This window comes from Vibrio sp. B1FIG11 (assembly GCF_905175335.1).
GTDB classification, from domain to species: domain Bacteria; phylum Pseudomonadota; class Gammaproteobacteria; order Enterobacterales; family Vibrionaceae; genus Vibrio; species Vibrio campbellii.
This window is the reverse complement of the sequence record NZ_HG992751.1, coordinates 1,851,846-1,873,244: the sequence shown is the minus strand read 5'-3', so window position 1 is coordinate 1,873,244 and position 21,399 is coordinate 1,851,846. Positions and strand designations below refer to the sequence as shown.

22 protein-coding genes and 1 pseudogene are annotated in these 21,399 nt (G+C 45.3%); 9 read left to right on the top strand and 14 right to left on the bottom strand.

The annotated features are described in order from the left end of the window. Positions 1 to 135 precede the first annotated feature (135 nt). Together msrQ and msrP are read right to left on the bottom strand one after the other, a co-directional pair. Positions 136 to 753 (bottom strand): protein-methionine-sulfoxide reductase heme-binding subunit MsrQ, encoded by a 618-nt coding sequence (gene msrQ / locus KHO06_RS08960; RefSeq protein WP_212581381.1) that lies wholly within the window; start codon positions 751 to 753, stop codon positions 136 to 138. Beyond that, the gene (gene msrP / locus KHO06_RS08955; protein ID WP_212581380.1) at positions 750 to 1,754 is read right to left on the bottom strand and encodes a protein-methionine-sulfoxide reductase catalytic subunit MsrP; all 1,005 of its coding nucleotides are present in this window, start codon (positions 1,752 to 1,754) and stop codon (positions 750 to 752) included. The genes msrQ and msrP overlap by 4 nt, the downstream gene beginning before the upstream one ends. A 466-nt stretch (positions 1,755 to 2,220) precedes the next feature. Between msrP and KHO06_RS08950 the strand changes: the two genes are divergently transcribed. Further along, positions 2,221 to 2,559: a hypothetical protein gene (locus KHO06_RS08950; RefSeq protein ID WP_005433823.1), complete on the top strand. Its 339-nt coding sequence runs from the start codon at positions 2,221 to 2,223 to the stop codon at positions 2,557 to 2,559. Between the two features lie 126 nt (positions 2,560 to 2,685). Here KHO06_RS08950 and KHO06_RS08945 read toward each other — a convergent pair whose 3' ends face one another. The 7 genes from KHO06_RS08945 to KHO06_RS08915 all read right to left on the bottom strand — a co-directional run bounded on the left by KHO06_RS08945 (position 2,686) and on the right by KHO06_RS08915 (position 9,990). Then, a complete protein-coding gene (locus tag KHO06_RS08945) occupies positions 2,686 to 2,997 on the bottom strand; it encodes a Fis family transcriptional regulator (protein WP_212581379.1) in 312 nt (103 codons plus the stop codon). A gap of 260 nt (positions 2,998 to 3,257) precedes the next feature. Then, on the bottom strand, positions 3,258 to 5,081 hold the full coding sequence (locus KHO06_RS08940; RefSeq protein WP_212581378.1) for a sugar phosphate isomerase/epimerase and 4-hydroxyphenylpyruvate domain-containing protein: 1,824 nt from the start codon (positions 5,079 to 5,081) through the stop codon (positions 3,258 to 3,260). A gap of 12 nt (positions 5,082 to 5,093) precedes the next feature. Next, positions 5,094 to 6,164 (bottom strand): Gfo/Idh/MocA family oxidoreductase, encoded by a 1,071-nt coding sequence (locus KHO06_RS08935; protein WP_212581377.1) that lies wholly within the window; start codon positions 6,162 to 6,164, stop codon positions 5,094 to 5,096. Positions 6,165 to 6,210: 46 nt separating this feature from the next. Next, the gene (locus tag KHO06_RS08930) at positions 6,211 to 7,137 is read right to left on the bottom strand and encodes an AEC family transporter (protein ID WP_212581376.1); all 927 of its coding nucleotides are present in this window, start codon (positions 7,135 to 7,137) and stop codon (positions 6,211 to 6,213) included. Between the two features lie 9 nt (positions 7,138 to 7,146). Continuing rightward, entirely contained in the window at positions 7,147 to 8,412 is a 1,266-nt protein-coding gene (locus tag KHO06_RS08925; protein WP_212581375.1) for a TRAP transporter large permease, read from the bottom strand. A gap of 9 nt (positions 8,413 to 8,421) precedes the next feature. Further along, complete coding sequence (locus tag KHO06_RS08920) at positions 8,422 to 8,922, bottom strand: TRAP transporter small permease (protein WP_045367365.1); 501 nt, start codon at positions 8,920 to 8,922, stop codon at positions 8,422 to 8,424. A gap of 63 nt (positions 8,923 to 8,985) precedes the next feature. Next, positions 8,986 to 9,990, bottom strand: a complete 1,005-nt coding sequence (locus KHO06_RS08915) for a DctP family TRAP transporter solute-binding subunit (protein WP_005434074.1) — start codon at positions 9,988 to 9,990, stop codon at positions 8,986 to 8,988. Positions 9,991 to 10,414: 424 nt separating this feature from the next. On the opposite strand from KHO06_RS08915, the gene KHO06_RS08910 reads away from it, so the two are divergent. The 6 genes from KHO06_RS08910 (at position 10,415) to KHO06_RS08890 (ending at position 15,485) form a co-directional block, all read left to right on the top strand. Beyond that, entirely contained in the window at positions 10,415 to 11,632 is a 1,218-nt protein-coding gene (locus tag KHO06_RS08910) for a LysR family transcriptional regulator (protein WP_045452133.1), read from the top strand. Positions 11,633 to 11,750: 118 nt separating this feature from the next. Then, entirely contained in the window at positions 11,751 to 12,653 is a 903-nt protein-coding gene (locus tag KHO06_RS08905; protein ID WP_052438066.1) for an NAD(P)-dependent oxidoreductase, read from the top strand. A 64-nt stretch (positions 12,654 to 12,717) separates the two neighbouring features. Then, positions 12,718 to 13,671 (top strand): Gfo/Idh/MocA family oxidoreductase, encoded by a 954-nt coding sequence (locus KHO06_RS08900; RefSeq protein ID WP_005434019.1) that lies wholly within the window; start codon positions 12,718 to 12,720, stop codon positions 13,669 to 13,671. Between the two features lie 10 nt (positions 13,672 to 13,681). Continuing rightward, complete coding sequence (locus tag KHO06_RS08895; RefSeq protein WP_212581374.1) at positions 13,682 to 14,686, top strand: aldo/keto reductase; 1,005 nt, start codon at positions 13,682 to 13,684, stop codon at positions 14,684 to 14,686. Between the two features lie 66 nt (positions 14,687 to 14,752). After that, positions 14,753 to 15,007 carry a PIG-L family deacetylase gene (locus KHO06_RS26500; RefSeq protein WP_244858339.1) on the top strand — a complete coding sequence of 85 codons (255 nt, stop codon included), beginning with the start codon at positions 14,753 to 14,755 and terminating at the stop codon, positions 15,005 to 15,007. Continuing rightward, positions 14,949 to 15,485, top strand: a complete 537-nt coding sequence (locus KHO06_RS08890; RefSeq protein ID WP_244858338.1) for a PIG-L deacetylase family protein — start codon at positions 14,949 to 14,951, stop codon at positions 15,483 to 15,485. The genes KHO06_RS26500 and KHO06_RS08890 overlap by 59 nt, the downstream gene beginning before the upstream one ends. A gap of 507 nt (positions 15,486 to 15,992) precedes the next feature. Here the strand turns inward: KHO06_RS08890 and KHO06_RS08885 are convergent. From KHO06_RS08885 to KHO06_RS08865, 5 genes and pseudogenes are all read right to left on the bottom strand, one after another. Continuing rightward, positions 15,993 to 16,831, bottom strand: a pseudogene (locus KHO06_RS08885) (class III extradiol dioxygenase family protein). 2 nt (positions 16,832 to 16,833) lie between these two features. Continuing rightward, positions 16,834 to 17,184, bottom strand: a complete 351-nt coding sequence (locus KHO06_RS08880) for a protocatechuate 4,5-dioxygenase subunit alpha (RefSeq protein ID WP_005433816.1) — start codon at positions 17,182 to 17,184, stop codon at positions 16,834 to 16,836. A gap of 1 nt (position 17,185) precedes the next feature. After that, a complete protein-coding gene (locus tag KHO06_RS08875; RefSeq protein ID WP_045401705.1) occupies positions 17,186 to 18,064 on the bottom strand; it encodes an amidohydrolase family protein in 879 nt (292 codons plus the stop codon). A 27-nt stretch (positions 18,065 to 18,091) separates the two neighbouring features. Then, positions 18,092 to 19,156, bottom strand: a complete 1,065-nt coding sequence (locus KHO06_RS08870) for a 4-oxalomesaconate tautomerase (protein WP_212581373.1) — start codon at positions 19,154 to 19,156, stop codon at positions 18,092 to 18,094. Then, positions 19,149 to 19,826 (bottom strand): 4-carboxy-4-hydroxy-2-oxoadipate aldolase/oxaloacetate decarboxylase, encoded by a 678-nt coding sequence (locus tag KHO06_RS08865; protein WP_212581372.1) that lies wholly within the window; start codon positions 19,824 to 19,826, stop codon positions 19,149 to 19,151. The genes KHO06_RS08870 and KHO06_RS08865 overlap by 8 nt, the downstream gene beginning before the upstream one ends. A gap of 270 nt (positions 19,827 to 20,096) precedes the next feature. On the opposite strand from KHO06_RS08865, the gene KHO06_RS08860 reads away from it, so the two are divergent. Continuing rightward, positions 20,097 to 20,936 (top strand): shikimate dehydrogenase, encoded by an 840-nt coding sequence (locus KHO06_RS08860; protein ID WP_212581371.1) that lies wholly within the window; start codon positions 20,097 to 20,099, stop codon positions 20,934 to 20,936. A 13-nt stretch (positions 20,937 to 20,949) separates the two neighbouring features. After that, positions 20,950 to 21,393 (top strand): type II 3-dehydroquinate dehydratase, encoded by a 444-nt coding sequence (aroQ, locus tag KHO06_RS08855; RefSeq protein WP_212581370.1) that lies wholly within the window; start codon positions 20,950 to 20,952, stop codon positions 21,391 to 21,393. Positions 21,394 to 21,399 lie beyond the last annotated feature (6 nt).

Sequence of the window (21,399 nt, the reverse complement as noted above, 5' to 3'; positions counted from 1 at the left end):
CAAAAGGTGTGGAAGCGTGGTGAGCCAACCGCAACAGAAAGCTTGGGTTAGCGGCTTGTTATCCAATTAAGAAAGGGGCTCTCGTAGCCCCTTTTAGTCTGTTGATTCATTTGTCGCAATTAGTCTAACAGCGCATCAACTGGATAATAGTTTTCGAAACACTCGCTGCTTCAATGTCTTCCAGCGTACCAGCAACAAACCAATGGCGATGAAGATATAAATCGTTGGTTCTGCCACCTCTGACTTCACCGACCAATAGAAGTGAATCGGTGCCAATATCACAGCTAAGTAAACCCAGTTATGCAGCTTTTGCCATTTAGGCCCCATCTTGCGTTGCATGGATTGAGTCGAAGTCACCGCCAGAAGTAACAAGATCACCCACACTGCCGCACCAACGGTCAAGTAAGGGCGTTTAACGATTTCGGAGGCAAGCAAACTCCAATCTAATCCTAAATCGAGCACAGCAAACGCAACTAAATGAAGTACTGCCCAGAAAAAGCTGTATAACCCGAGTAGTCGTCTAACTCGAACTAACAATCCCTGCTTGGTCCAACGTGCAAGCGGAGAAACCAACAAGGTAATAAACAGCGTATTCAACGCGCTAATACCCGTGTAATGAATGATGCCTTGAACAGGATCACCACCTAGGTTGTCGGTATTAATCGCAATAACCAGCAGACCTAAGAAACCGAGAGAGACAAGGTGGATCAGGACTTTAAGCGCAATGATGTGTTTTGGCGTCAGCTTTCTCAATAGAACTTCCTCAGATCCATATTCTTATAGAGATGTGCCACTTCTTCTTCGTAGCCGTTGAACATCAATGTTGGCTGTCTGCGAGTACTGAGCACACTGCCCTCCCCGATGAATCGCTCGCTTGCTTGGCTCCAACGTGGATGGTCAACATTTGGGTTCACATTGGCGTAAAAACCGTATTCATTCGGCGCTAAACGATTCCACGTTGTTGGCGGCTCTCGGTCAGTTAAACGAATTCGAACAATAGACTTGATGCTTTTGAAGCCGTACTTCCACGGTACAACTAAGCGAAGTGGCGCACCGTTTTGTGGAGCAAGCGTCTTACCGTACAAACCCACAGAAATCAGCGCGAGCGGGTTCATTGCTTCATCAAGACGAAGCCCTTCGACGTAAGGATATTCAATGCTGCTGAACGAGCCTTGGGCTGGGAACTGTTTCGGATCGTAGAGGGTTTCAAAAGCCACGTATTTCGCGCTACTTTTTGGGTCCGCCATTTTGATGATGTCCGCTAAAGGAAAACCAATCCACGGAATGTTCATAGACCACGCTTCCACACAACGTAAGCGGTAGATACGCTCTTCTAGTGTGAACTTACTAAAGATATCGTCGTAGTCGAGCTTGATTGGGTTATTCACCAAACCGTCGATCTCTACCGTCCATGGGTCAGACACGAACTCAGAAGAGTTTCTCGCAGGATCAGACTTATCGGTACCAAATTCGTAGAAGTTATTGTATTTCAGAACCTTGCTTTCAGGAGTAAGAGAAAGATCTGCTTGGTACTGCTGTGGCTTTGCAGCGCTAAGGTCAATTCGATTGTCTGAGACTGGCTTTTCCTTTGACGCGAAGATGTCCAAAATACCAGCTTGCGCATTTGCAGCGAGCGGCATACCGACAACCGCAATGCCAAGCTTTTTCAGTATTTCGCGACGCTCTTTATAGACAGACTCTGGCGTCGCTTCGTTTTCAGATAAAGCCCAACGATGATTCTTCTTAACCCACATAATCTTCCCCGAATGTGTTCATACTTTAGTAAATAGCGAACTGGTAATACGTTGATTAAGAGAGACCGTAGCAGTGGCATTTCTATTTCATACAAAACGAAAAGCCGATATTCAGGCGGGTTCGATACTTAACATCAAGGACATTTAAGAGTGAACTAACTCCTCTGACTTTCAACAAAGATGGGCACCTTTCCGAAGCTTCCATCTCTGACATTACTGATGTCATCGGTAAACAAAAATGGCATGAACTTGCGAATCTTTATTTGTAAGACGCGTTGCTTGTGAGGTTTAGTATCTATAAATAAGTAGACTACAGAATTGGACCTATGAGCCGCGTTTTGCCTTAGGTTCAGTTCATCTCGTATGTCTGAATTGGCAATGGGATAACGATTTTTAACAGCAAATTTCTACTGCGTTCTTCTCTGATAATGATAAGATCTCAGAACCAGAATTATCGAGAACACCTATGTTTATCCATCATGTAAACGGCATTGACTGGCTGGTGATTACCGCCTTTGAAGAACTGAAGCCTCTATTTATTGAAGACGCTGGTTCGATTCCCGCTTGTTTCTCTATCACCAGTGAATTGAGCCTTATAGATCAAGCCAAGCGCACTTATGGATACTTGCCACCACTCCGCGGCGTAATCACGGATACTGGCACCTTTCAAAGCCAAGATAACGAAGAAGATTTGAACCCACAGCTTGCCTGCATAGTTGAAGGGCGTGGCCGAGTGTTTATCTATCACGGTGGCTTTGTCGCCTTTGTGGATGACGAACAAACGTTTATTACCCGATTGGACTGAACATGATTCAGTGAGTTGAAATAGGCGAACTGGCATTTGTAGCTCTGACTCAGAGGGTAAACGTAGACTAAAGGCTTTATATTTAAGCTAGTAATATAGAGCCTTAGATGCCCAATCAAACTCGACTTACTTTCTTCGAACGTCGCTCTTTATGTCGTAGCTGATTTGCTTCTCTACGTTCTTTAGCTGAGTTCCTGCCTCATGAAACGCCTTTTGGATTGCTGTAGCAACATGACGTAGGCCCTCTCCGGTTAAAAAGTTTGCTCTGTCTTGGCTAGTTTCAAATACACAGATGATTTTTAAGCTCTGTGGGAAGGAAGAGTAATTGACCGTATGAGTCACCCAAAGAAAGCCTTCGTAGCTTTTTAATGTATCTTCACAAACGTCGGTTAACGCCTCTCTAATTTGGTTTTCGATCTTCTTATCTGACTTGCGCATAAAGCAAACTTCCTATTTAACGCCTTTATAAAGTGTTCGGCCAACATTGTATTGGATGGTATTGAGCACTGTGGCAGTCTCAAATGCAACGTATTTATGGTAACACTTGAACATCTCACAGTGTGGAGCAGCAGTGAATGAGTAATCATGACCACTTGGGTGGAATCGTATCGGACCCACATGATGAAATTCCAAACAGCCCTTCAATAACAAAAAGGGACTCAAACGAGTCCCCTTTACCATTGAAAAAATCTTAAGTATTAATCGCTATACGATTGTGACGCTAAACGGATAAATGCATTCGTTTCGCCATACTTCTTGTAGTTCCCTACCCGCTGAACGACTTCAAAGAATAAGCCATTCACTTCTTTGGTGTAGAAATGGAAGAAGCGTCCTGTATCGTCTTCCGTGTAGAGAATGTTGTTACGCTGTAGCTTTTCAATGAGTTCATCTTCCAAGTCAAACTGGGCTTGAATATCAAGGTAGTAATTATTGGAGATCTTCAGTTGGTAGATAGGTGACAAGTTTGCTGCCGCTTTAAAGATGTCCTTACACTCCACCGCAATTTGGTTGATACTGGCACCATTCGAATCATTGAGGAATCGCTGAGCCGATGTCCGTTTTGCGCTGGTGCTATTTAACGCCACTTTAATCTTCTCATTCGGGCTTTTAATCGTGCGACTGGTGATCAAACCATTGATATCAGGTAAATCGAAGCTCTCTTCCGGAACAAAGCCAAAGATCGATTTGTAGAAGAACATATTGGACAATAACGTATCTGGAGCCACAACTTGGCCAATATGATCAACACGTACAAAGTTATCATCCGTTGGCTGCGCGTTTTCTACTGGCTCGAAATCAACGTCATAAAACTTCTCTGCCTGGTTCTCATCCAACAGATGAATGAGCAATTGGCTTGAGCTTTTCAACGTCGGGATGTTGAGCTCATTTTCTTGGCGAGCTTGATAAATCGTAGGGCTGTTGTATCGCTTGGCCAATTCCACCAAACGTTGCGAATCTTTTGTCAGTACACCTAACGCACAAACAGACTCTCCATGACCTTCTAGGTAGTTTCGAGCGTTGCTATTTTTCTCATAATTGAATACCAGATTGATATCGCCAACTTGGTAGAGATCGACGCTTTTGCTCTTATGATGGTGCGTTTTGTGAAAGCCCAGTGATTCAATCACATCGGTAAATGGATTGTCTTCTGGGTCTTTGACTGCAAATTCAATAAAGCTCAAATCAGACACACTTGGCGCTTCAAATAGGTTATCGGTTTGATCCTCTAGCCACTTAAGAGAACGAACGCCGTCAACCGCCTTCTCTTTGGGTGAAGAAGAGCGGAACTCATCATTAAACACTTCATGAGAGAGGTAATCGTCATAGCCTTTGTCTTTCAGCGTTTTAACAAAATCAATTACTGGAAAGTCTCCTTGCCCAGGGAAGCAACGGTAGTGACGGCTGTATTGCAAAATATCCATTTGCATTTTTGGGGCGTCTGCGACTTGAACTAAAGCAATTTTCTCAACCGGAATATCATTGCGTAAAGTATCCAGCGTATTGCCGCGGGCAAACATATGGAAAGTATCTAGCACCACTCCGAGGTTGGGATGGTCGACCATTTTTACCAAGTTCCAAGCGTCATCGTAATCAGCAATATGACGTCCCCAAGCTAGCGCTTCATAGCCCAACTCCATGTCTTCTCGTTTAGCCAGTTCAGCCAATGCATAAAGGTCTTCCGCGCAGCGGTCTAAATTGTTAGTCGAGAGCGGGTTAACGTTACTGCACATCATCAGGCGCTTGGTTCCCAGTTGATGGGCGAGCTCCATTTTTCGCTCCATCATTTTGTATTTCTTTCGGCGCAGTTCTTCTGGCATCCCTTCCATATCTCGGAAAGGCTGTAGCACCAAAATATCTAACCCCATGCTATCAGCGATACGCTTCACATCAGCAGCGGAACCGCGATATTGGGTTAAATCGTTTTCAAAGATTTCGATAGCATGGAAACCCGCTTTGGCGGCAGCATGCATTTTCTGCTCAAGAGTACCGGATAAACAGACGGTCGCGATTGAATACTTCATCCTTAGCTCCTTTTAGTCGACTAATGCCGTAACGTCTTGCACCGAAACGTACGCTTCTGTCTCGGTGGCCTTGATGATCGCGTCGATGACCAATAAGTTTTGCAGGCCGTCATAGACACTCACTCGTGGCTCGTTCTCTTCACCGCGAATCAGCGCACAAAAGTGCTCAAGCTGACGTTTGAGTGGGTCTTCACGCGTAACCGGTTCTTGGCGTTCTTCCATTGCGTTCCACCAAGATGGAATCGCACTTTGTTTGAATGACTTGATTTGCATGGTCGGAATAGAGAGTGAGCCATGGGTGCCAGCAACGTGATAGCAATCTTCGGTTTCGTAAGTTGCGTAAGACTTATTCTCTTGGGACGTCTGCTCCCAACTACGTGGGCTCGCTGAAGCATCCGATAACATGAAAGAACCAAGCGCACCATTCGCAAAGCGCAATGAAATCGCGGTTGTATCTTCCACTTCAAATTGACGAGTTGCGTTTGAGTTCAGAGCTTGAACACCAACAATGTCGCCGACCAAATGGCGTAAGTTGCCGATCTCATGAATCATATTGATTAAGATTGGACCGCCACCTTTCACTTTGCGCCATTCCCCCTCATCGTAGTAATAATCAGGTTTGTAGAACATCGCACTGCCCGTGATAGATACCGTCTTACCCAGCTCTCCGCTTTCAATAATGGATTTTGCGGTTTCAAGTAGCGGGCTGTACGCACGATGGTGGCCAACTAAAATCTTGGCGTCTTCACGCTTGGAATGCTTAAACAACTCAATGGCATCTTCAATTGAATCTGTCACCGGTTTTTCGACAATCGCGGGCACGCCAGCGTTGATGCATTCATGAGCTTGAACGGCGTGCAATCGATTCGGAGTGGCGAGAATCACCCCATCCGGTTTGTCTTGTGCAAACAGTTCTTCCAAACTCGCATACACCTTTACCCCATATTCTTTAGCAATCTCTTGCGCACTTGGTGAAGGATCAACGATTGAAGCCAACTGACATTGTGCGTTTTCAGATACCAGTTTGATGTGGGTTTTCCCGATCAAACCGGCCCCAGCGACAGCAATTTTAACTTGTTCCATGTTTTGACCTTTTGCTTAAATCACACGCTCTTAGACGTGTTTATAGTTATGAATTTGTGAGTGAAATAATGACCGATAGCGAAATTCCTGACGCTATCGTCGTAATAATCAGAGTGTTCAAACAAAAACGTTGTTGTTGATATAAGCCACCAAGAATCGGATAAATCGATAGCATTGGTGATGCAGAAAATATCAACAGGACATACTTCAGTTCCCCTTCAATCGGTATCAAGGACAACAGCGCTAACACCATTAAAGGAAAGAAAATTAACTTCATTGAAGAAACAAACGCGATTCTTCGGTACTGCTCGAATCTCAGTGACTGCCCAAGCGCACCACCAATTGCAAATAGAGCGAGAGCGATGGACGTTTTGGCGAAAATCGACAAACTATCCGCAAGAAAACTTGGTAAGGCGATCCCGGTGATGTTGACCAACAAGGAGAATGAAATCGCCAAAATAATTGGATTTCGGCCAATTCGCCCCGCGACCACTTTTACTTGAGACTGCCAAGTTGAAGTCTTACCTTGTGTACATTCCAACAACACTAAGCACGTTGGAATAAGCACCAAATTCTCGACCAGCACACACATCAGAAATGCTTCAACATACTGACCGTTGTACAGTGACAGAACGACGGGTAAGCCAATGAATGCGCTGTTAGGCATTCCGCTACCCAGTCCATTAATAAAGCTTTCCGTCCAGTTGCACTTGAGCAGATGGCGGCTAGTCAAAATGGCAATCGCCATCGCGCTTAAACCTGCAACGGCGTACACCAACATAAAGTTTGGGTCGATAATTTTGCCCAGTTCGATGCTGGTTAGGCTGCTGATAATCACTGCCGGCAGCGAAACATAGAGCACGAACTTACTGGTTTCTGCGATAAATTGATGGCTGAAAACGCCTTTTTTGGTCGAGAGAAACCCTGCCACTACAATTAAGATGAGTGGCAGTAATACTTCTAATACAAACATCGTTGTCGTTTAGTACCCGAACAGATTCGGTAAAAAGAGTACGCTTTGCGGCACGAAGGTGATGAAGAACAGCACCAACACTTCAAGCAAGAAGAGTGGTATCACCTGCTTAGAAATAGCGGCAATGCCTACCTTTGAAATTGTGTTCGATACAAACAGACAGATCCCCATCGGTGGCGTGATCAAGCCAATCATTAAATTGAAGATAACCACGATGCCAAAGTGCACTGGGTCGATTCCAAAGCTCATTGCTATTGGGTGGAAGATTGGAATCAAAATCAGCATCGCTGCGATACCTTCCAAGAAAAGCCCTACCGCTAACAGAATAAGGTTGACCATAATGAGAAACATGATCGGATCTGAAATGGTGTTCAACACTTGCTGACTAATAAACTGAGGCACACGAGAGAAAGTTAACAGCCAGTTTGCAACAGACACGACGGCAATCAGAATAAGCACGATAGATGAATCACGCATTGAACGCATGAACACTTCTGGTAAGTCTTTGACCGTGATTGACTTGTATATGAACATCCCAACAGACAGAGCATATAGCGCAGCAAAAGCGGCAGCTTCAGTTGGTGTCACCACGCCCATCAAAATCGAGCCCAGAATAAAGATTGGCATCGTTAATGGCACGAAGGCTCTGATCAATGCTTTGCGGCGGCTAGTACGCTCGACGTTACTAACAATGTTGTGTTTGGTGGCGTAGAAGAACACGAAGATGGACAGTGCAATGGCTGACAAAATGCCCGGAACAATGCCCGCCAAGAAGAGAGCTGGCACAGAAACACCACTCGCAATCAAGGCATAAATGATCACCGGAATACTTGGCGGAATCATAGGCCCGATAACCGATGAAGCAGCTGTCAGCGCGGATGAAAACGCCTTGCTATAACCCTCTTTTTCCATTTGAGGAATAAACACACGACCTAACGCTGAAGTATCGGCAACTGCTGATCCTGAGATACCAGCGAACATCACTGAAGACCAAATGTTCACTTGTGCAAGACCGCCTCGAAAATGACCAACGAGTGCATTAGCAAAGTCGATGATACGAGTCGTAATGCCACTCTTGTTCATCAGCTCACCCGCTAACACGAACAATGGCACTGCGAGAATTGAGTAGGAATCTAACCCACTAAAAATACGCTGAGCAACGAGACTTATGGAAATTGGCGTGCTGGTTACATAAAACGACATTGCCAGAATGATGGCAAATACTAGCGGAACACCAAATACGAGCATTCCGCCCATTAAAGCTATTGATGGCATAGTAAATCCTTATACGTCGCCTTGAGTGAGTGACGAAGCGTGACCAACTTGGCTGCGGGCCTGCTTCACATGTTGAGCTAGACGCAATAATGCAGATACGAACAGGCAGATACCGCCCACAACGAGTGCAGATTGGAAATAAGACATACTCACACCAATGCCGGGAGATTCGATACCACCGCGCTTCATCACGAACAAGTAGCCTGAGTACGTCATCACGACAGCACACACTAACACCGCTATGTCGACGATGATTTCGAGTGCTTTTTGAAACAGATTTGATTTGATCGAGTCAAGCACGGCGAATTTGATGTGTAACCCCTCTAGATAGCAAAGCGACGTTCCAAACATAACGCCGTAGATCATCGAGTATTTACACAGCTCTTCGCCCCATAAGATTGATGTATTGAAAAAATAACGAGAGATGGTTGTGATTAGCATCACCGCAAACAGCACAAATAGTGACGAACCTGCACAGAACGCTAATAATTTTTTATATTGTTCCATCATGATTCCCTATCTCCTTGGGAAAAAGCCGCGACACCAAATGCGCAGGTGCCGCGGAAGCCTGTATTATTTAGTCGCTGTCTCTACAGCTTGCAGTGCACCATCAATCCATTTTGAATCTACGGTACCTTCTAACCACTTAATCACCGCTGGCTGAGTTTGATCACGGAACTGCTTTTGCTGCTCTGAAGTGAGTGAAGTGACCTTCATGCCCTTCTTAGCCAATACTTCTAGGCCTTCTGCCGAGTTAACTTGCTGTACCGCTCGCCCCACTGTGCCCGCAACTTTAGCCGCACGATCGATGATTGCACGATCAGCATCAGAAAGGCCTTGGTAGAAATCGTCATTCATCAATAAGAAATCGGTGCCGTAAACATGGCCATCAAGTGTGATGTACTTTTGAAGCTCGTAAAATTTATTCGCGCTAATCACACTAACTGGGTTCTCTTGACCGTCAATGACTCCAGTAGTCAGCGCAGCAGGCACTTCAGGGAAAGCAATCGGTGTTGGTACAGCTTTAAGAGATTTCAATAGCTCGACGTACAATGGCGTCGTCATCACTCGAATCTTTAAGCCTTTAAGATCTTCTGGCGTTTTGATTTCGCGCTTTGAGTTTGTGAAGTGACGGAAGCCTGTTTCACCGTAAGCAAGGTTGCGCAAACCCGTTGTTTTTAAACATTGTTCATTCAGCTGTTGACCAAACTCACCGTCTAACACTTCCCATGCAACAGGAGCAGAAGGGAAAAGATACGGAATTTCGAGAACACTCGCTTCTTTACATAACTTTGAGTAGGCGCCAGACACCATCGTCATTGTCAGCATTCCTTCTTGTGCTGACTGAAGAAGCTCTGTTTCGCCACCAAGTTGACCCGATGGATAGATGTTTACCGAGATGCGTCCGCCAGATTCTGCTTCAACAATGTTTTTAAATACCTGTGTTGCAGCCCCTTTCTTGGAGATCGTCCAATCCTGAGAATCAACATGACCAATGGTGATATCGATGTCGGCAGCGGAAGTATTGGCAGCAAAAGCCATTGATAAGGCAAGTGATAGTGTTTTTATAGTTTTCATCGGGTAGAACCTCCTGTTTCATTGCCGATAAAACTAACACTTAGATTTAACAATTTAAAATTCACTTACTGAAAGTATTATTCAAAAATTAGATAACCATAACCCAAGTGATACTAAAGCCATCCAACAAAAGCTAATTAATTACATAAACTTAGACAAACAAAAAGCCTATAATTACCATCAATAAATAATTAACGTTACTTTTTATACAAGCCATCATTTTTGTAGAATTAAATCACACTTTAGAAACAATATAGCATTCTGTACTTCATGGCCATAGCGTTTTAAGCTACTAATATAAGGCTTGATAAGGGGTTAGTAGGATTTTTGGCTAGAACAATGATTGAGTTTCAACTCTAATTTTTAATTTTATTACCTTTATCGATTTCTGTTCTGTACCACCGTTCTAAAGTAAGGAAGTCGTATGTTTAATATTCCCAATTTGCGCCATTTACGAGCTATCTCAGAAGTCGTAAACACAGGCAGTATTAGCAAAGCATCCGACACGGTGTTCCTGTCTCAACCTGCGATCACTCAGGCGATCTCCAAATTGGAAAAGAGCATCAACAGTGAACTTTTTGAACGCACCAGTGATGGGATGAAACCAACCGAGCAAGGCCAAGCCTTTGCATTTCGTATCGATCGTGCCTTGGACAACATTAGCCAAGGTATTGCCAATTCCCTTAAAGTTGCGACGAAACAACGCAAAAACAGCGTTCAACGTTACCTATTCAACATCACAACGACTCAATTGAAAGCCTTAGTCGCTGTCGCCAATGGACAGAGTTTTACGGAGGCCAGCCGACTGCTCGAAGTATCACAATCTTCTGTGTACAGAGCGTCCAAAGATTTAGAGGAAATTTTAGGGTTTACCCTGTTTGAAAAGACAAGCTCCGGGGTCACCCTTTCCAAGGCTGGCACTGTGTTAGACAAAGCGAGTAAGCTAGCCTTTGTCGAGATAAAACAAGGGCTTGATGAGGTCGCTTTACTCAGTAACCGTCACAGCAGCAATATCACGGTTGGCTGCCTTCCTCTCGCGCGAACTTGTTTATTGCCAAGTACCATCAATGAGTTTTCTAAATCGTATCCTGACTGCCAAATCCAAGTGATCGACGGCCCATACACCGATCTTCTCAGTCACTTAAAGTATGGCGAAATAGACATTTTAATTGGGGCACTGCGCTTCCCTGTCCCTAGCCCAGATATCCGTCAAGAGACGCTGTTTGAATCTAAAAACACCATTTTATGCCGTACCGACCACCCTCTTACTCAGAAGGAAACCGTGAGCATACAAGACCTTCAGCAAGCAAGTTGGGTCGTCTCCTCAAAAGAAACGCCGGCAAGGAAAATGTTTGAAGAGATGTTTATCAAAGATGAACTTCCGGTGCCACATCGCCTGATTGAAGCCAGCTCGCAAATGCTGGTCAAAGAGCTTCTGCTCGGCAGTGATCGACTCACGCTTCTTTCTCAACATCAAATCCAACGTGATTTACAGGAAGGCCATCTTGTTCCCCTTTCTTTTGAAGGAGAGGAGCAATCTAGACCCATTGGTTTAACGGTACGAAAGAACTGGTTTGCCACCTCTGTTCAAAAACACTTCTTGCAATTATTAAGAACCAACGGGATAAAAATGGCAGTCTAATTGACCCATTATTTTCAAAATTGAATACCCTTAAACTTAATTTGATTATTCGCCATAAATAACAAGTGGTACTGTTTGACCGTAACCAAAAATAATTCAAGACAACAGGATGGTTATAGTGAGGATCAACAGAATCGCATTTATCGGATTTGGTGAAGCAGCAACAGCATTTATTTCATCTTGGCATAATAAGTCTCCAGAAATAATAAATGCCTTTGACTTAAAAACAAATAGCCCTAAGACCAGAGAACAAAAGTTACTCGAATATATCGAACATGGTGTTCAAGGAACTTTTCACCCACAAGATGCCATCGATGGAACGCAAATTGTTTTCTCTCTGGTCACGGCGGATCAAGCAGAGGCTGCACTTAAGGATTTACTTCCTAAGCTAGATAGTAAACAAGTCATCATTGACGGCAATTCATGTTCACCACAAACCAAGAAGTCGATAGCAGAACAGGTTGAACAGCGAGGAGCAAGCTACGTCGATATGGCAATAATGGCCCCAGTGCTGAGCAGCGCGCCTGCGATACCCGTTTACCTTTCTGGAGAAAAGGCTGCTGAAGTGGCGGAGTATCTGAATAGTTTAGGCTTTGTTGCTGAGGTCATTTCAAAGCGCGCCGGCGACGCTTCAAGCATCAAAATGCTTCGTTCTGTGATGGTAAAAGGCCTAGAAGCTCTCACCACAGAATGTGTGCTTGCTGCACGTAAGTCAGGCGTAGAAAAGTACGTTCTTAATTCTTTATCAAAAACCTACCCCGGTTTACAGATTGATGAGCTAAGTCGTTATCACATGGAAAGAATGCTTTGCCATGGTGAGCGTCGACACGCGGAGTTGCAAGAAGTGGCAGCAACGCTTGATGATTTGAACATCGGCCATCCAATGGTGAAAGGTGCCATGAGCTGGCATCAATCTCTGGGGTCTATGCCCATAGAAGACAAACAACAACCTCTGGAACCGTTGTCAGACGAAATTATAAAACATTTGCAATCGTCACCTAGATTGGTGGCCGCATCTTAACCGTTGAATCCATATATTAATCGCTTGAATACCGTTTAATCGCTTGAATAAAAAAGGAATGATTATGAAAGTTTGTGTAGTAGGCGCGACTGGCGCTTTTGGTCAAAAACACCTAGAAGCGCTGCGTTGCATTGAGGATGTAACGGTGACTGCTATGGTGGCACCAGAGCAAGATAAACTCGACCAACTCATCACAGATTACAACCAAGCAGCACAAGGTTTTGCGTCACTAGAAGAAGCACTAAAGTCAGATAACATTGACGCCGTGATCCTTGCAACACCAACGCAAATGCATGCCGCGCAAGCCATTCAATGTATGGAAGCGGGTAAACACGTATTGGTTGAAATCCCAATGGCTGACAACATCGAAGACAGCTACAAAGTCGTTGAAACACAGAAGAAAACAGGCGTCGTTGCGATGGCAGGCCACACGCGTCGTTTTAATCCTAGCCACCAATGGATCCACAACAAAATTGCGGCAGGTGAACTCAATATTCAACAAATGGATGTTCAAACCTATTTCTTCCGCCGCACTAACACCAACGCAAAAGGCGAGCCTCGAACTTGGACTGATCACCTACTGTGGCACCATGCTTGTCACACTGTTGACTTGTTCCAATACCAAACTGGTGAGAAGGCATCAAAAATTCAAGCCCTACAAGGCCCGATTCATCCAGAATTAAACATCGCAATGGACATGAGCATTGGTATGAAAACACCTTCCGGTGCTCTGTGTACGCTTTCTTTGTCATTCAACAATGACGGTCCATTCGGTACTTTCTTCCGATACATCTGTGATGAAGGCACATACATCGCTCGTTACGATGACCTGTTTGATGGTAAAGAAAACCCAATCTCTCTTGAAGGTGTCGCCGTTTCCAATAACGGTATTGAACTCATTGACCGTGAATTTTTCGATGCGATTCGCACCGGTCGAGAACCAAACTCAAGTGTGGCCAGCTGCTTACCAGCGATGGAAACACTGCACGAACTCGAACTGGTACTAGAAGCAGAGTAAGGACAAAGCGATGATCCAGATTGGAGATAATTCACTGGCACCAGTCGCCCTCGGCTGTATGAACGTGTCCCACGCCTATGGGACACCCCCTAGTGAGGCGCACAGCATTAATCTGCTTAACCAGGCGTTAGACTTAGGTTACAACATGCTAGATACCGCTGCACTGTATGGCTTTGGTGCTAATGAAAAACTATTAGCGAAGGCCGTCGGTCATCGACGCGATGAGTTTTTCCTTGCGAGTAAGTGTGGCATGTTTAAAGGTCCAGACGGTAAACGCGCTATCGACGGTCGCCCAGAAACCATTCGCAGTACCTGTGAAGATGCGCTAAAGCGCCTGAATACCGAAGCCATCGACCTCTACTACCTACACCGCTGGGATAAATCTGTTCCAATTGAAGACAGCGTTGGTGAGCTTTCTAAATTGGTGGAAGAAGGCAAGATCAAGCACATTGGTTTATCTGAGGTGTCTGCTCAAACGATAGAAAAAGCCAATGAAGTCCATACGATTGCAGCCGTGCAGTCTGAGTACTCTTTATGGTCGCGAAACGCTGAGATTGCCGTTATTGATAAATGTCAGGAGCTCGGTTCGATCTTTGTCTCATTCAGCCCTGTTGGGCGAGGCATGCTAAGTGGGAAACTGCAAAACAACCAATTTGTGGATGGCGACATTCGTAATGCCATGCCTCGATTTAATGATGAAAACTTCGCGCCTAACCTGGCTGCAGTAGATCGGTTTGCCTCCTTATTGCCTATTTTTGCCGAAGAGAATAGTTCGCTTCCACCGCCAACCTTGGCGCAGTTTGCACTGGCATGGACACTAGCCAAAGCCCCCCACTCCATCGCATTGCCAGGCACCACCAGCCTTAAGCACTTAGAAGAGAATTGGGCTACCCAACAATATTCAATCTCAAAGCCACTGCTGGTTCTAATTGAGCGCATGATCCCCCAATCCGCATTCTCAGGTGCTCGCTATAACGAACCCACTCAAGCAGAGATCGATACCGAAGAATTTTAACCTCACACAGAACACAAAACACAAGCTCACAGAGACGAGCTTCAGAATGACGAAAGGATTAAGAATATGACTAAGAAAACGGCTTTAGTAATCAGTGCTCACTCCGCTGACTTTGTGTGGCGCTGTGGTGGTGCCATCGCCCTTCATCAAAAACTCGGTTACGAAGTAACTATCGCTTGTCTTTCATACGGTGAACGAGGCGAATCGGCGAAGCTTTGGAAGCAAGAAGGTATGACGCTTGAGGACGTAAAACGAATCCGTCATGAAGAAGCCACGGCAGCAGCAGCGGCTCTTGGTGTTACTGACATTCGTTTTTTTTGATTTTGGTGATTACCCATTAGAAATCGATAAGGAAGGCAAATACCAAATCGTCGACCTTATTCGTGAAGTTCAACCAGAATTCATCATGACCCATTCGAAATGGGATCCTTACAACACTGACCACATGTACGCGACAGAAATCGTCCTTCAGTGCCGTATGATTGCCCAAGCTTGGGGCCATAACCCAGGAGAGAAAGTACTGGGAGCACCTCAAGTCTACCTATTTGAACCACATCAAAGTGAGCAAATGGAATGGAAGCCCAATACGTTCCTAGATATCTCTGAAGTTTGGGAAAATAAGAAAGCGGCCATCGAGTGTATGCAAGGCCAAGAGCACCTGTGGAAGTTTTATGAGAATCTTGCAGAGAACCGCGGTAATCACTTTAGAAGAAACTCTGGCGGTCAGGCTGGTGGTCGAAGCTGTGAGTATGCAGAGGGCTTCCAAGCAATTTTCCCTCAATGTGTCGACTCTCTATAGCCATTAGCAACACCAAAAACTGAGCGAGCCAAGGCCCTGCGACATCATGTCGCGGGGCCTTTTTATTTGTGTAGGGCTCTAATCAAACTGGATTACTCTCACAAGTGCACAAAGGCCACTTCGCACTAGCGTAATTACAAGCAAGCTATTGAAGAACACGGCTTTAGTACGTAGCAAGGCTTGGGTAGGTAGGCTTGGGTAAGTAGGTAGAGATTAGTCTATAGCGATGTATGAGTAGCTAGCGGTGTTTGAACGTCACAATACCCTGTTTGCTTAATCAGGCTCTAAAGTGAGGTTACGCTACAAATGTGCTGATGCTTTTATTCTCTTGTCCTTTTGTTAATTCGGAGTCCCAGTACCAAGACAGCTTCTTTCATTCCCCCTAACACCCCAAATTCCGCCAAACACTGCATTCTTGCTTGGAGAAAAGCTAGCTTGCTCATTAGACAGAAAAAAGCCCCAGAGAAAATACTCTGAGGCTTTGTTAATGTTTAGCTATCGAAAAGGCTAGTTGTTTTCAATCAACATAGTACCTGCACCAGTATTGGAGATAGGTGCATGGTAGCTGCTTTTCAAGACATTCAGCTCTCCTGTCAACGTGCCGCGCATGCCAAGCCACATAATAAACTCCGCACCTTGTGCACCGCCCTGCTCGACCAAATCATAAATAGAGAGCTTGGTTAGCGTTTCTGGGTCATCAATCAGTTTTTCCATGCAGTAGAGATCAAACTCTTTGTTGATGAAACCTGCTCTCTCACCATCTAACTGATGTGATAGGCCACCTGTGCCAAGCACTACGACTTTAAGGTCTTTGTCGTAGCTCTCTATCGCTTTACCAATTGCCTTACCTAGGTCAAAGCAGCGCTTTGGTGATGGCATCGGATGCTGTTCAACGTTGATACAAACAGGGATGACTTTTATATGACCGTAGCTGAAGTTTGGCCACATCAACTGCATTGGCACTGTCAGTCCATGATCCACTTTCATCTCTTGGCAATGGTAATATCGAACTCGTTCTCCACCAGCTCATTACAGATGTGCCATGACAGTTCAGGATCACCATTGATCTCAGGAATAGTAGGGATTCCCCACCCTTCATCCGCATTCTTGTAAGATGGCGCAGCACCAATCGCAAAAGTTGGTTTTTTGTCTAAGAAAAACTCTAAGCCATGGTCGTTATAGAACACCACAGCAACGTCTGGTTGAACTTCATCTAGCCAGTGATGGATCGGTGGATACGCGTCAAACAAAGGTTTCCAGTAATCTGTCTGTTGGAGATTATTCTCAATGGCTTTGCCAATTGAAGGAATGTGAGAGGTCGTGATGCCGCCTAAAATCTTAGCCATAATTATTTCCCTGCCTCTACTAACATTTGTTTGAATTCTTCCACGGTCATACCCGTTTGCATTGCGCCAATATCCTGCATGTTTAGCCCCAGCATACCGACAAATTTTGCGAGGTAATAAATACTGCCACCTTCGCGAATAAGACCGAGAACATCACGCTCTTTAATTGCGGTTTTCTGCGCTTCTGTTAGACCATACTTATCACAGTAAGCCATCTCGTCTGCTGAGAACTCGTCACGCCCTACTTGTTCATTAAGTGAATGGCACATTTTGTTCAGACCGTAGCCTTTACGAGCCATAGCGCCATCAAACATGGTTGTGCCTGGGATTGGTTTATTGTTTAGGTAAGTCATGTTACACACTCTCCGGCCAGTAAAGTTTCATTGGGTTCGTGACCAGTAACGCTTTCTGCTGCTCTGTCGTAGTCGCGATTTGAGGGATCACATCAACAAGATGACCATCGTCTGGCGTGTGAGACTTCATGTTCGGATGCGGCCAATCGGTCCCCCAAAGAACACGATTTGGGAATAGCTCTACCAAGGTTTTAGCAAATGGCACAACATCAGAATAATCAGGTGGCGTTTGCGTTAAACGCTCCGGACAGCTCACCTTGCACCAGATATCTGGGTTACGCTCCATTAAAGAGATGAATTTGCCAAACTCTTGACTATCAACTCCTTTAGTCACATCTGGACGACCCATATGATCAATCACCACGGTCATATTTAGCGATTCAAGGAATGGGGTTACATCGTCTATATCCTGGGATTCAAAATAGACGACGACATGCCAACCTAGAGGGCGAATTTTGTCAGCGATGGCTTTAAGCTTCTCTGTCGGAACGGTATCCACCAAGCGCTTCACAAAGTTGAAGCGCACACCACGAACGCCAGCTCTGTCCATCTCTTTAAGCTCGTGCTCCGTGATGGTTTCATCGACAAATGCAATACCACGAGCTAATTCGCCTGCGGTTTCCAACGCATCAACTAAAGCTCGATTGTCGGTACTGTGGCAAGAGGCTTGCACAATAACGTTTCGACTAAAGCCAAGATGATCACGCAACGCGAATAACTGCTCTTTTGACGCATCACAAGGGGTGTATTTTCTCGCAGGGGAATAAGGAAACTTAGCCGCAGGTCCAAAGACATGGCAATGCGCATCAACAGCACCTTGTGGTACAACAAATTTAGGTTTACTCGGTTCAGGGTGAAACGGTAGGTAATCAGCGTCCATTTTTCTTCCTTGTTATGTTCAGCAGGCTTACTGTCCAAATACGGCGCCGTCAAACAGCTTGCGTGCTGTTCGCAGGATTGCCGCGGACGTTACTTGGTTGTTTTCAACGTCCAACACCACACTCATCTTTCCTATCGGGTGTTCAACATCAATTTGTATTTGTTTTTCTATTGTTACGTTGGCGATTTGACTCGCAGGGGCTTCTGGCAATATACAGGCACTCGCGACACTCACAGCACCTAGCACGCCAATTGAAGCGTGACAGCGGTGAGGAATAAACGTTCTTGTCGAGATCCCACCGCCATATTGCGGCGCACTGATCAGCGACATTTTTGGCACCGACAGCTCTGCTACATCACCGAGATTCATCATTAAACCGGCTTGTAAGCGAATGGATTCTAACCTCAGCTTAAGTTCAGAATTGCGCTCTAGAGCTTCACGGGATTCATCCCCAGTCAAACCAAAATCCTCAGCTTTTAGCACCACAACAGGCATGCCGTTATCGATGAGCGTCACTTCGACACCATCAATCACATCAACTTGGTTGCCACTCGGCAGCAGCGCGCCGCAAGTAGAGCCTGCGATATCCTCAAAGCAAACAGCAATCGGAGCGGCGGTTTTGGGCACGCCATCTATGGCACAATCGCCAGAATAGGTCACTTGCTTGTTTGGGGTCTGCACGGTAACCGTCGCGATCTGCTGCGTGTTTTCCATGAAGATTCGGACTGGTGTTTCACCCTCTTGCGCCGCAACCAACCCTCGTTCAATCGCATACGGTGCAACACCCGCTAAAATATTGCCACAATTCTGCTTGTCACTAATGAGGGATTGGTCAACAAATACTTGCAGAAATAGGTAGTCGACATCGACGCCTTCACGTTTTGACGATTCAATGATCGCTACTTTTGAAGTAAGAGGATCGGCACCACCGATACCATCAATTTGCCTTGCATCAGGTGAGCCCATAATGGAGAGCAGAAAAGCATCACGCTGTTGTTGATCACTTGGCAAGTCTTCGCGCAGAAAGTACGCCCCTTTCGAGGTACCGGACCGCATCCACATGCACGCTGCATTGGGGATGGAGTTAGACATATTTCAGCCCTTTTTCTTCCAAGCGCTGGCGCATTTGGTAAATATCAAGGCCCAACTCACCGTTCGCTAAACGTACTCGTTTTTCTTCTTCACGCTCTATACGAGCCAGTGATTCATGAAGCACTTCTTCGGCTTCTTCACGACGAACGACAACAACGCCATCTTCGTCAGCAACCATGATATCGCCAGGGTAAACGAGAGCGCCTGCACACGTCAGTGGAACATTTACAGAGCCGAGTGTTTCTTTGATGGTACCTTCGCTAAAGACCGCTTTTGACCAAACTGGGAAGTTCATTTCACGTAAGTCTCGCGTATCTCGCACACCGCCTTCAATGACTAAACCAACAACACCACGAGCTTGTGCCGAAGTAGCAAGAAGGTCACCAAAATAACCGTGATTAGAAGGCGATGTCGGAGCAAACACCAAGAAGTCGCCCTCTTTTGCTTGTTCAATCGCTACATGCATCATCCAGTTGTCGCCAGCCGCTCCCGAAATAGTTAGAGCAGAACCCGCAACGGCATCACCTTGGAAAATTGGACGAATGTAGTGTGCTAACAGGCCTTTACGACCTTGTGCTTCATGAATGGTTGCAACGCCACACTGACGTAAGCCTTCAATCAATTCTTTATCCGGTCTTTGAATATGTTGTACTACGACATTATTTTGCATCTCTCTACCTTCTTACACGATTCGCCGTTGATGGGCCTGTATTGAGTTAGTGCATTCACTATAGCGAGCGAGGATTTACTGGGATATTTCAATTATTTCGCAAGGTATAAGATTTTTAGATAGGAAGTTCAATTGTCTCTACCAAGCCCTCAACGAAAAGCTCCGTGATGACAAGGTTCTACAAAAAGTGAATGGGTGTTAGAAAAAAACAATTACCGCCCAAGTGAGCCATTTGATAGCGTGATGTAAAATCAAAACGAGGAATGAACCATGATTCGATGCCGACTTATCGGACAGAATATCCAACGTTCTCAATCTCCCAGCTTTCACAACCAACTTGCTCGTGAACTTAATGTTGATCTGCTCTATCAACTTGAAGAGTTTGTCACGAACTCTCGCGAGACTCTGCAAAAGCGGACTCAACAGCTGTTTGATAATGACATTGACTCTGCCAACATTACGTATCCATACAAAGAACAGATTTTGGCGGTTGCGGATCAAATTGCACCTTGTGCTCAGCGAGTTAATGCTGCCAATACTTTGATTAAACGAAACAACAAGATCGTCGCATTCAACACCGATTACAGTGGTTTTATTGCCGCTTTCCAACAATTTGAGTGCCAACTTCCGGGACACGTTGTTCTCATTGGTTGTGGGGGTGTTGGCAAAGCGCTCTGTTTCTCTCTTGTCGATTTAGGGGCAACTCAAATAGCACTCTACGACCATGATGAAAACAAAATGAAGCAGCTTGCTGAATCACTCAACAAAGAAGACATCAATACCGTATGTTTAGATGCTTCAAATTTGGCAGATTATGTAATGAATGCCGATGGCGTTCTCAATTGCACTCCCGTTGGGCATTACTCAACACCCGGTTGCCCAATTGAGCAATCTTGGCTAGGCACACAATCTTGGGTATTCGATGCGGTGTACACACCTCATGAAACCGAGTTTCTTCTTGCTGCAAAGCACAAATCTATTCCGACATTAAGCGGGTTTGAGCTGTTTTTTTATCAAGCTCATGATGCCTTCAAGCTTTTTACGGGTGTGACGCCAACCCAAGAACAAATCGACGCATTTAAACAAACCCAGCTTGCTCATTTACGTTAAGGACAAACAAACAATGAAAAAACTACTCATACTCAACGGGCCCAACTTAAACCTACTAGGCACTCGCGAGCCACAGCAATATGGCTTCGAAAGCTTGGCTGATGTCGAAGAGAACTGCCGTAAAATCGCTGCTGAGTATGGCTATGAAGTAGAGTGTTTCCAGAGCAACACCGAAGGAAGTCTGCTCGACGCGATACATAAAGCTGGTAGCGAATTTAAACAAGGTCAATGCGTCGGCGTGGTATTTAACCCAGGCGCCTACACTCATACATCCATTGCTTTGCACGACGCGATAAAAGGTGTCGATGTGCCTGTCATTGAAGTGCATATTTCTAATGTGCACGCACGCGAGACATTCCGCCACCACTCTTATATTTCGCCAGTGTCAGCAGGCACAATCATTGGTATGGGCACGAAAGGTTACAAGCTGGCAATCGACTTTTTGCTCGATAAGTAATCCCAG

Coding starts and splice junctions, on each gene's coding strand:
- msrP (WP_212581380.1), bottom strand. CDS start 1,754: ATGTGGGTTAAGAAGAATCATCGTTGGGCTTTATCTGAAAACGAAGCG.
- KHO06_RS08950 (WP_005433823.1), top strand. CDS start 2,221: ATGTTTATCCATCATGTAAACGGCATTGACTGGCTGGTGATTACCGCC.
- KHO06_RS08945 (WP_212581379.1), bottom strand. CDS start 2,997: ATGCGCAAGTCAGATAAGAAGATCGAAAACCAAATTAGAGAGGCGTTA.
- KHO06_RS08940 (WP_212581378.1), bottom strand. CDS start 5,081: ATGAAGTATTCAATCGCGACCGTCTGTTTATCCGGTACTCTTGAGCAG.
- KHO06_RS08935 (WP_212581377.1), bottom strand. CDS start 6,164: ATGGAACAAGTTAAAATTGCTGTCGCTGGGGCCGGTTTGATCGGGAAA.
- KHO06_RS08930 (WP_212581376.1), bottom strand. CDS start 7,137: ATGTTTGTATTAGAAGTATTACTGCCACTCATCTTAATTGTAGTGGCA.
- KHO06_RS08925 (WP_212581375.1), bottom strand. CDS start 8,412: ATGCCATCAATAGCTTTAATGGGCGGAATGCTCGTATTTGGTGTTCCG.
- KHO06_RS08920 (WP_045367365.1), bottom strand. CDS start 8,922: ATGATGGAACAATATAAAAAATTATTAGCGTTCTGTGCAGGTTCGTCA.
- KHO06_RS08915 (WP_005434074.1), bottom strand. CDS start 9,990: ATGAAAACTATAAAAACACTATCACTTGCCTTATCAATGGCTTTTGCT.
- KHO06_RS08910 (WP_045452133.1), top strand. CDS start 10,415: ATGTTTAATATTCCCAATTTGCGCCATTTACGAGCTATCTCAGAAGTC.
- KHO06_RS08900 (WP_005434019.1), top strand. CDS start 12,718: ATGAAAGTTTGTGTAGTAGGCGCGACTGGCGCTTTTGGTCAAAAACAC.
- KHO06_RS08895 (WP_212581374.1), top strand. CDS start 13,682: ATGATCCAGATTGGAGATAATTCACTGGCACCAGTCGCCCTCGGCTGT.
- KHO06_RS26500 (WP_244858339.1), top strand. CDS start 14,753: ATGACTAAGAAAACGGCTTTAGTAATCAGTGCTCACTCCGCTGACTTT.
- KHO06_RS08890 (WP_244858338.1), top strand. CDS start 14,949: ATGAAGAAGCCACGGCAGCAGCAGCGGCTCTTGGTGTTACTGACATTC.
- KHO06_RS08880 (WP_005433816.1), bottom strand. CDS start 17,184: ATGACTTACCTAAACAATAAACCAATCCCAGGCACAACCATGTTTGAT.
- KHO06_RS08875 (WP_045401705.1), bottom strand. CDS start 18,064: ATGGACGCTGATTACCTACCGTTTCACCCTGAACCGAGTAAACCTAAA.
- KHO06_RS08870 (WP_212581373.1), bottom strand. CDS start 19,156: ATGTCTAACTCCATCCCCAATGCAGCGTGCATGTGGATGCGGTCCGGT.
- KHO06_RS08865 (WP_212581372.1), bottom strand. CDS start 19,826: ATGCAAAATAATGTCGTAGTACAACATATTCAAAGACCGGATAAAGAA.
- KHO06_RS08860 (WP_212581371.1), top strand. CDS start 20,097: ATGATTCGATGCCGACTTATCGGACAGAATATCCAACGTTCTCAATCT.
- aroQ (WP_212581370.1), top strand. CDS start 20,950: ATGAAAAAACTACTCATACTCAACGGGCCCAACTTAAACCTACTAGGC.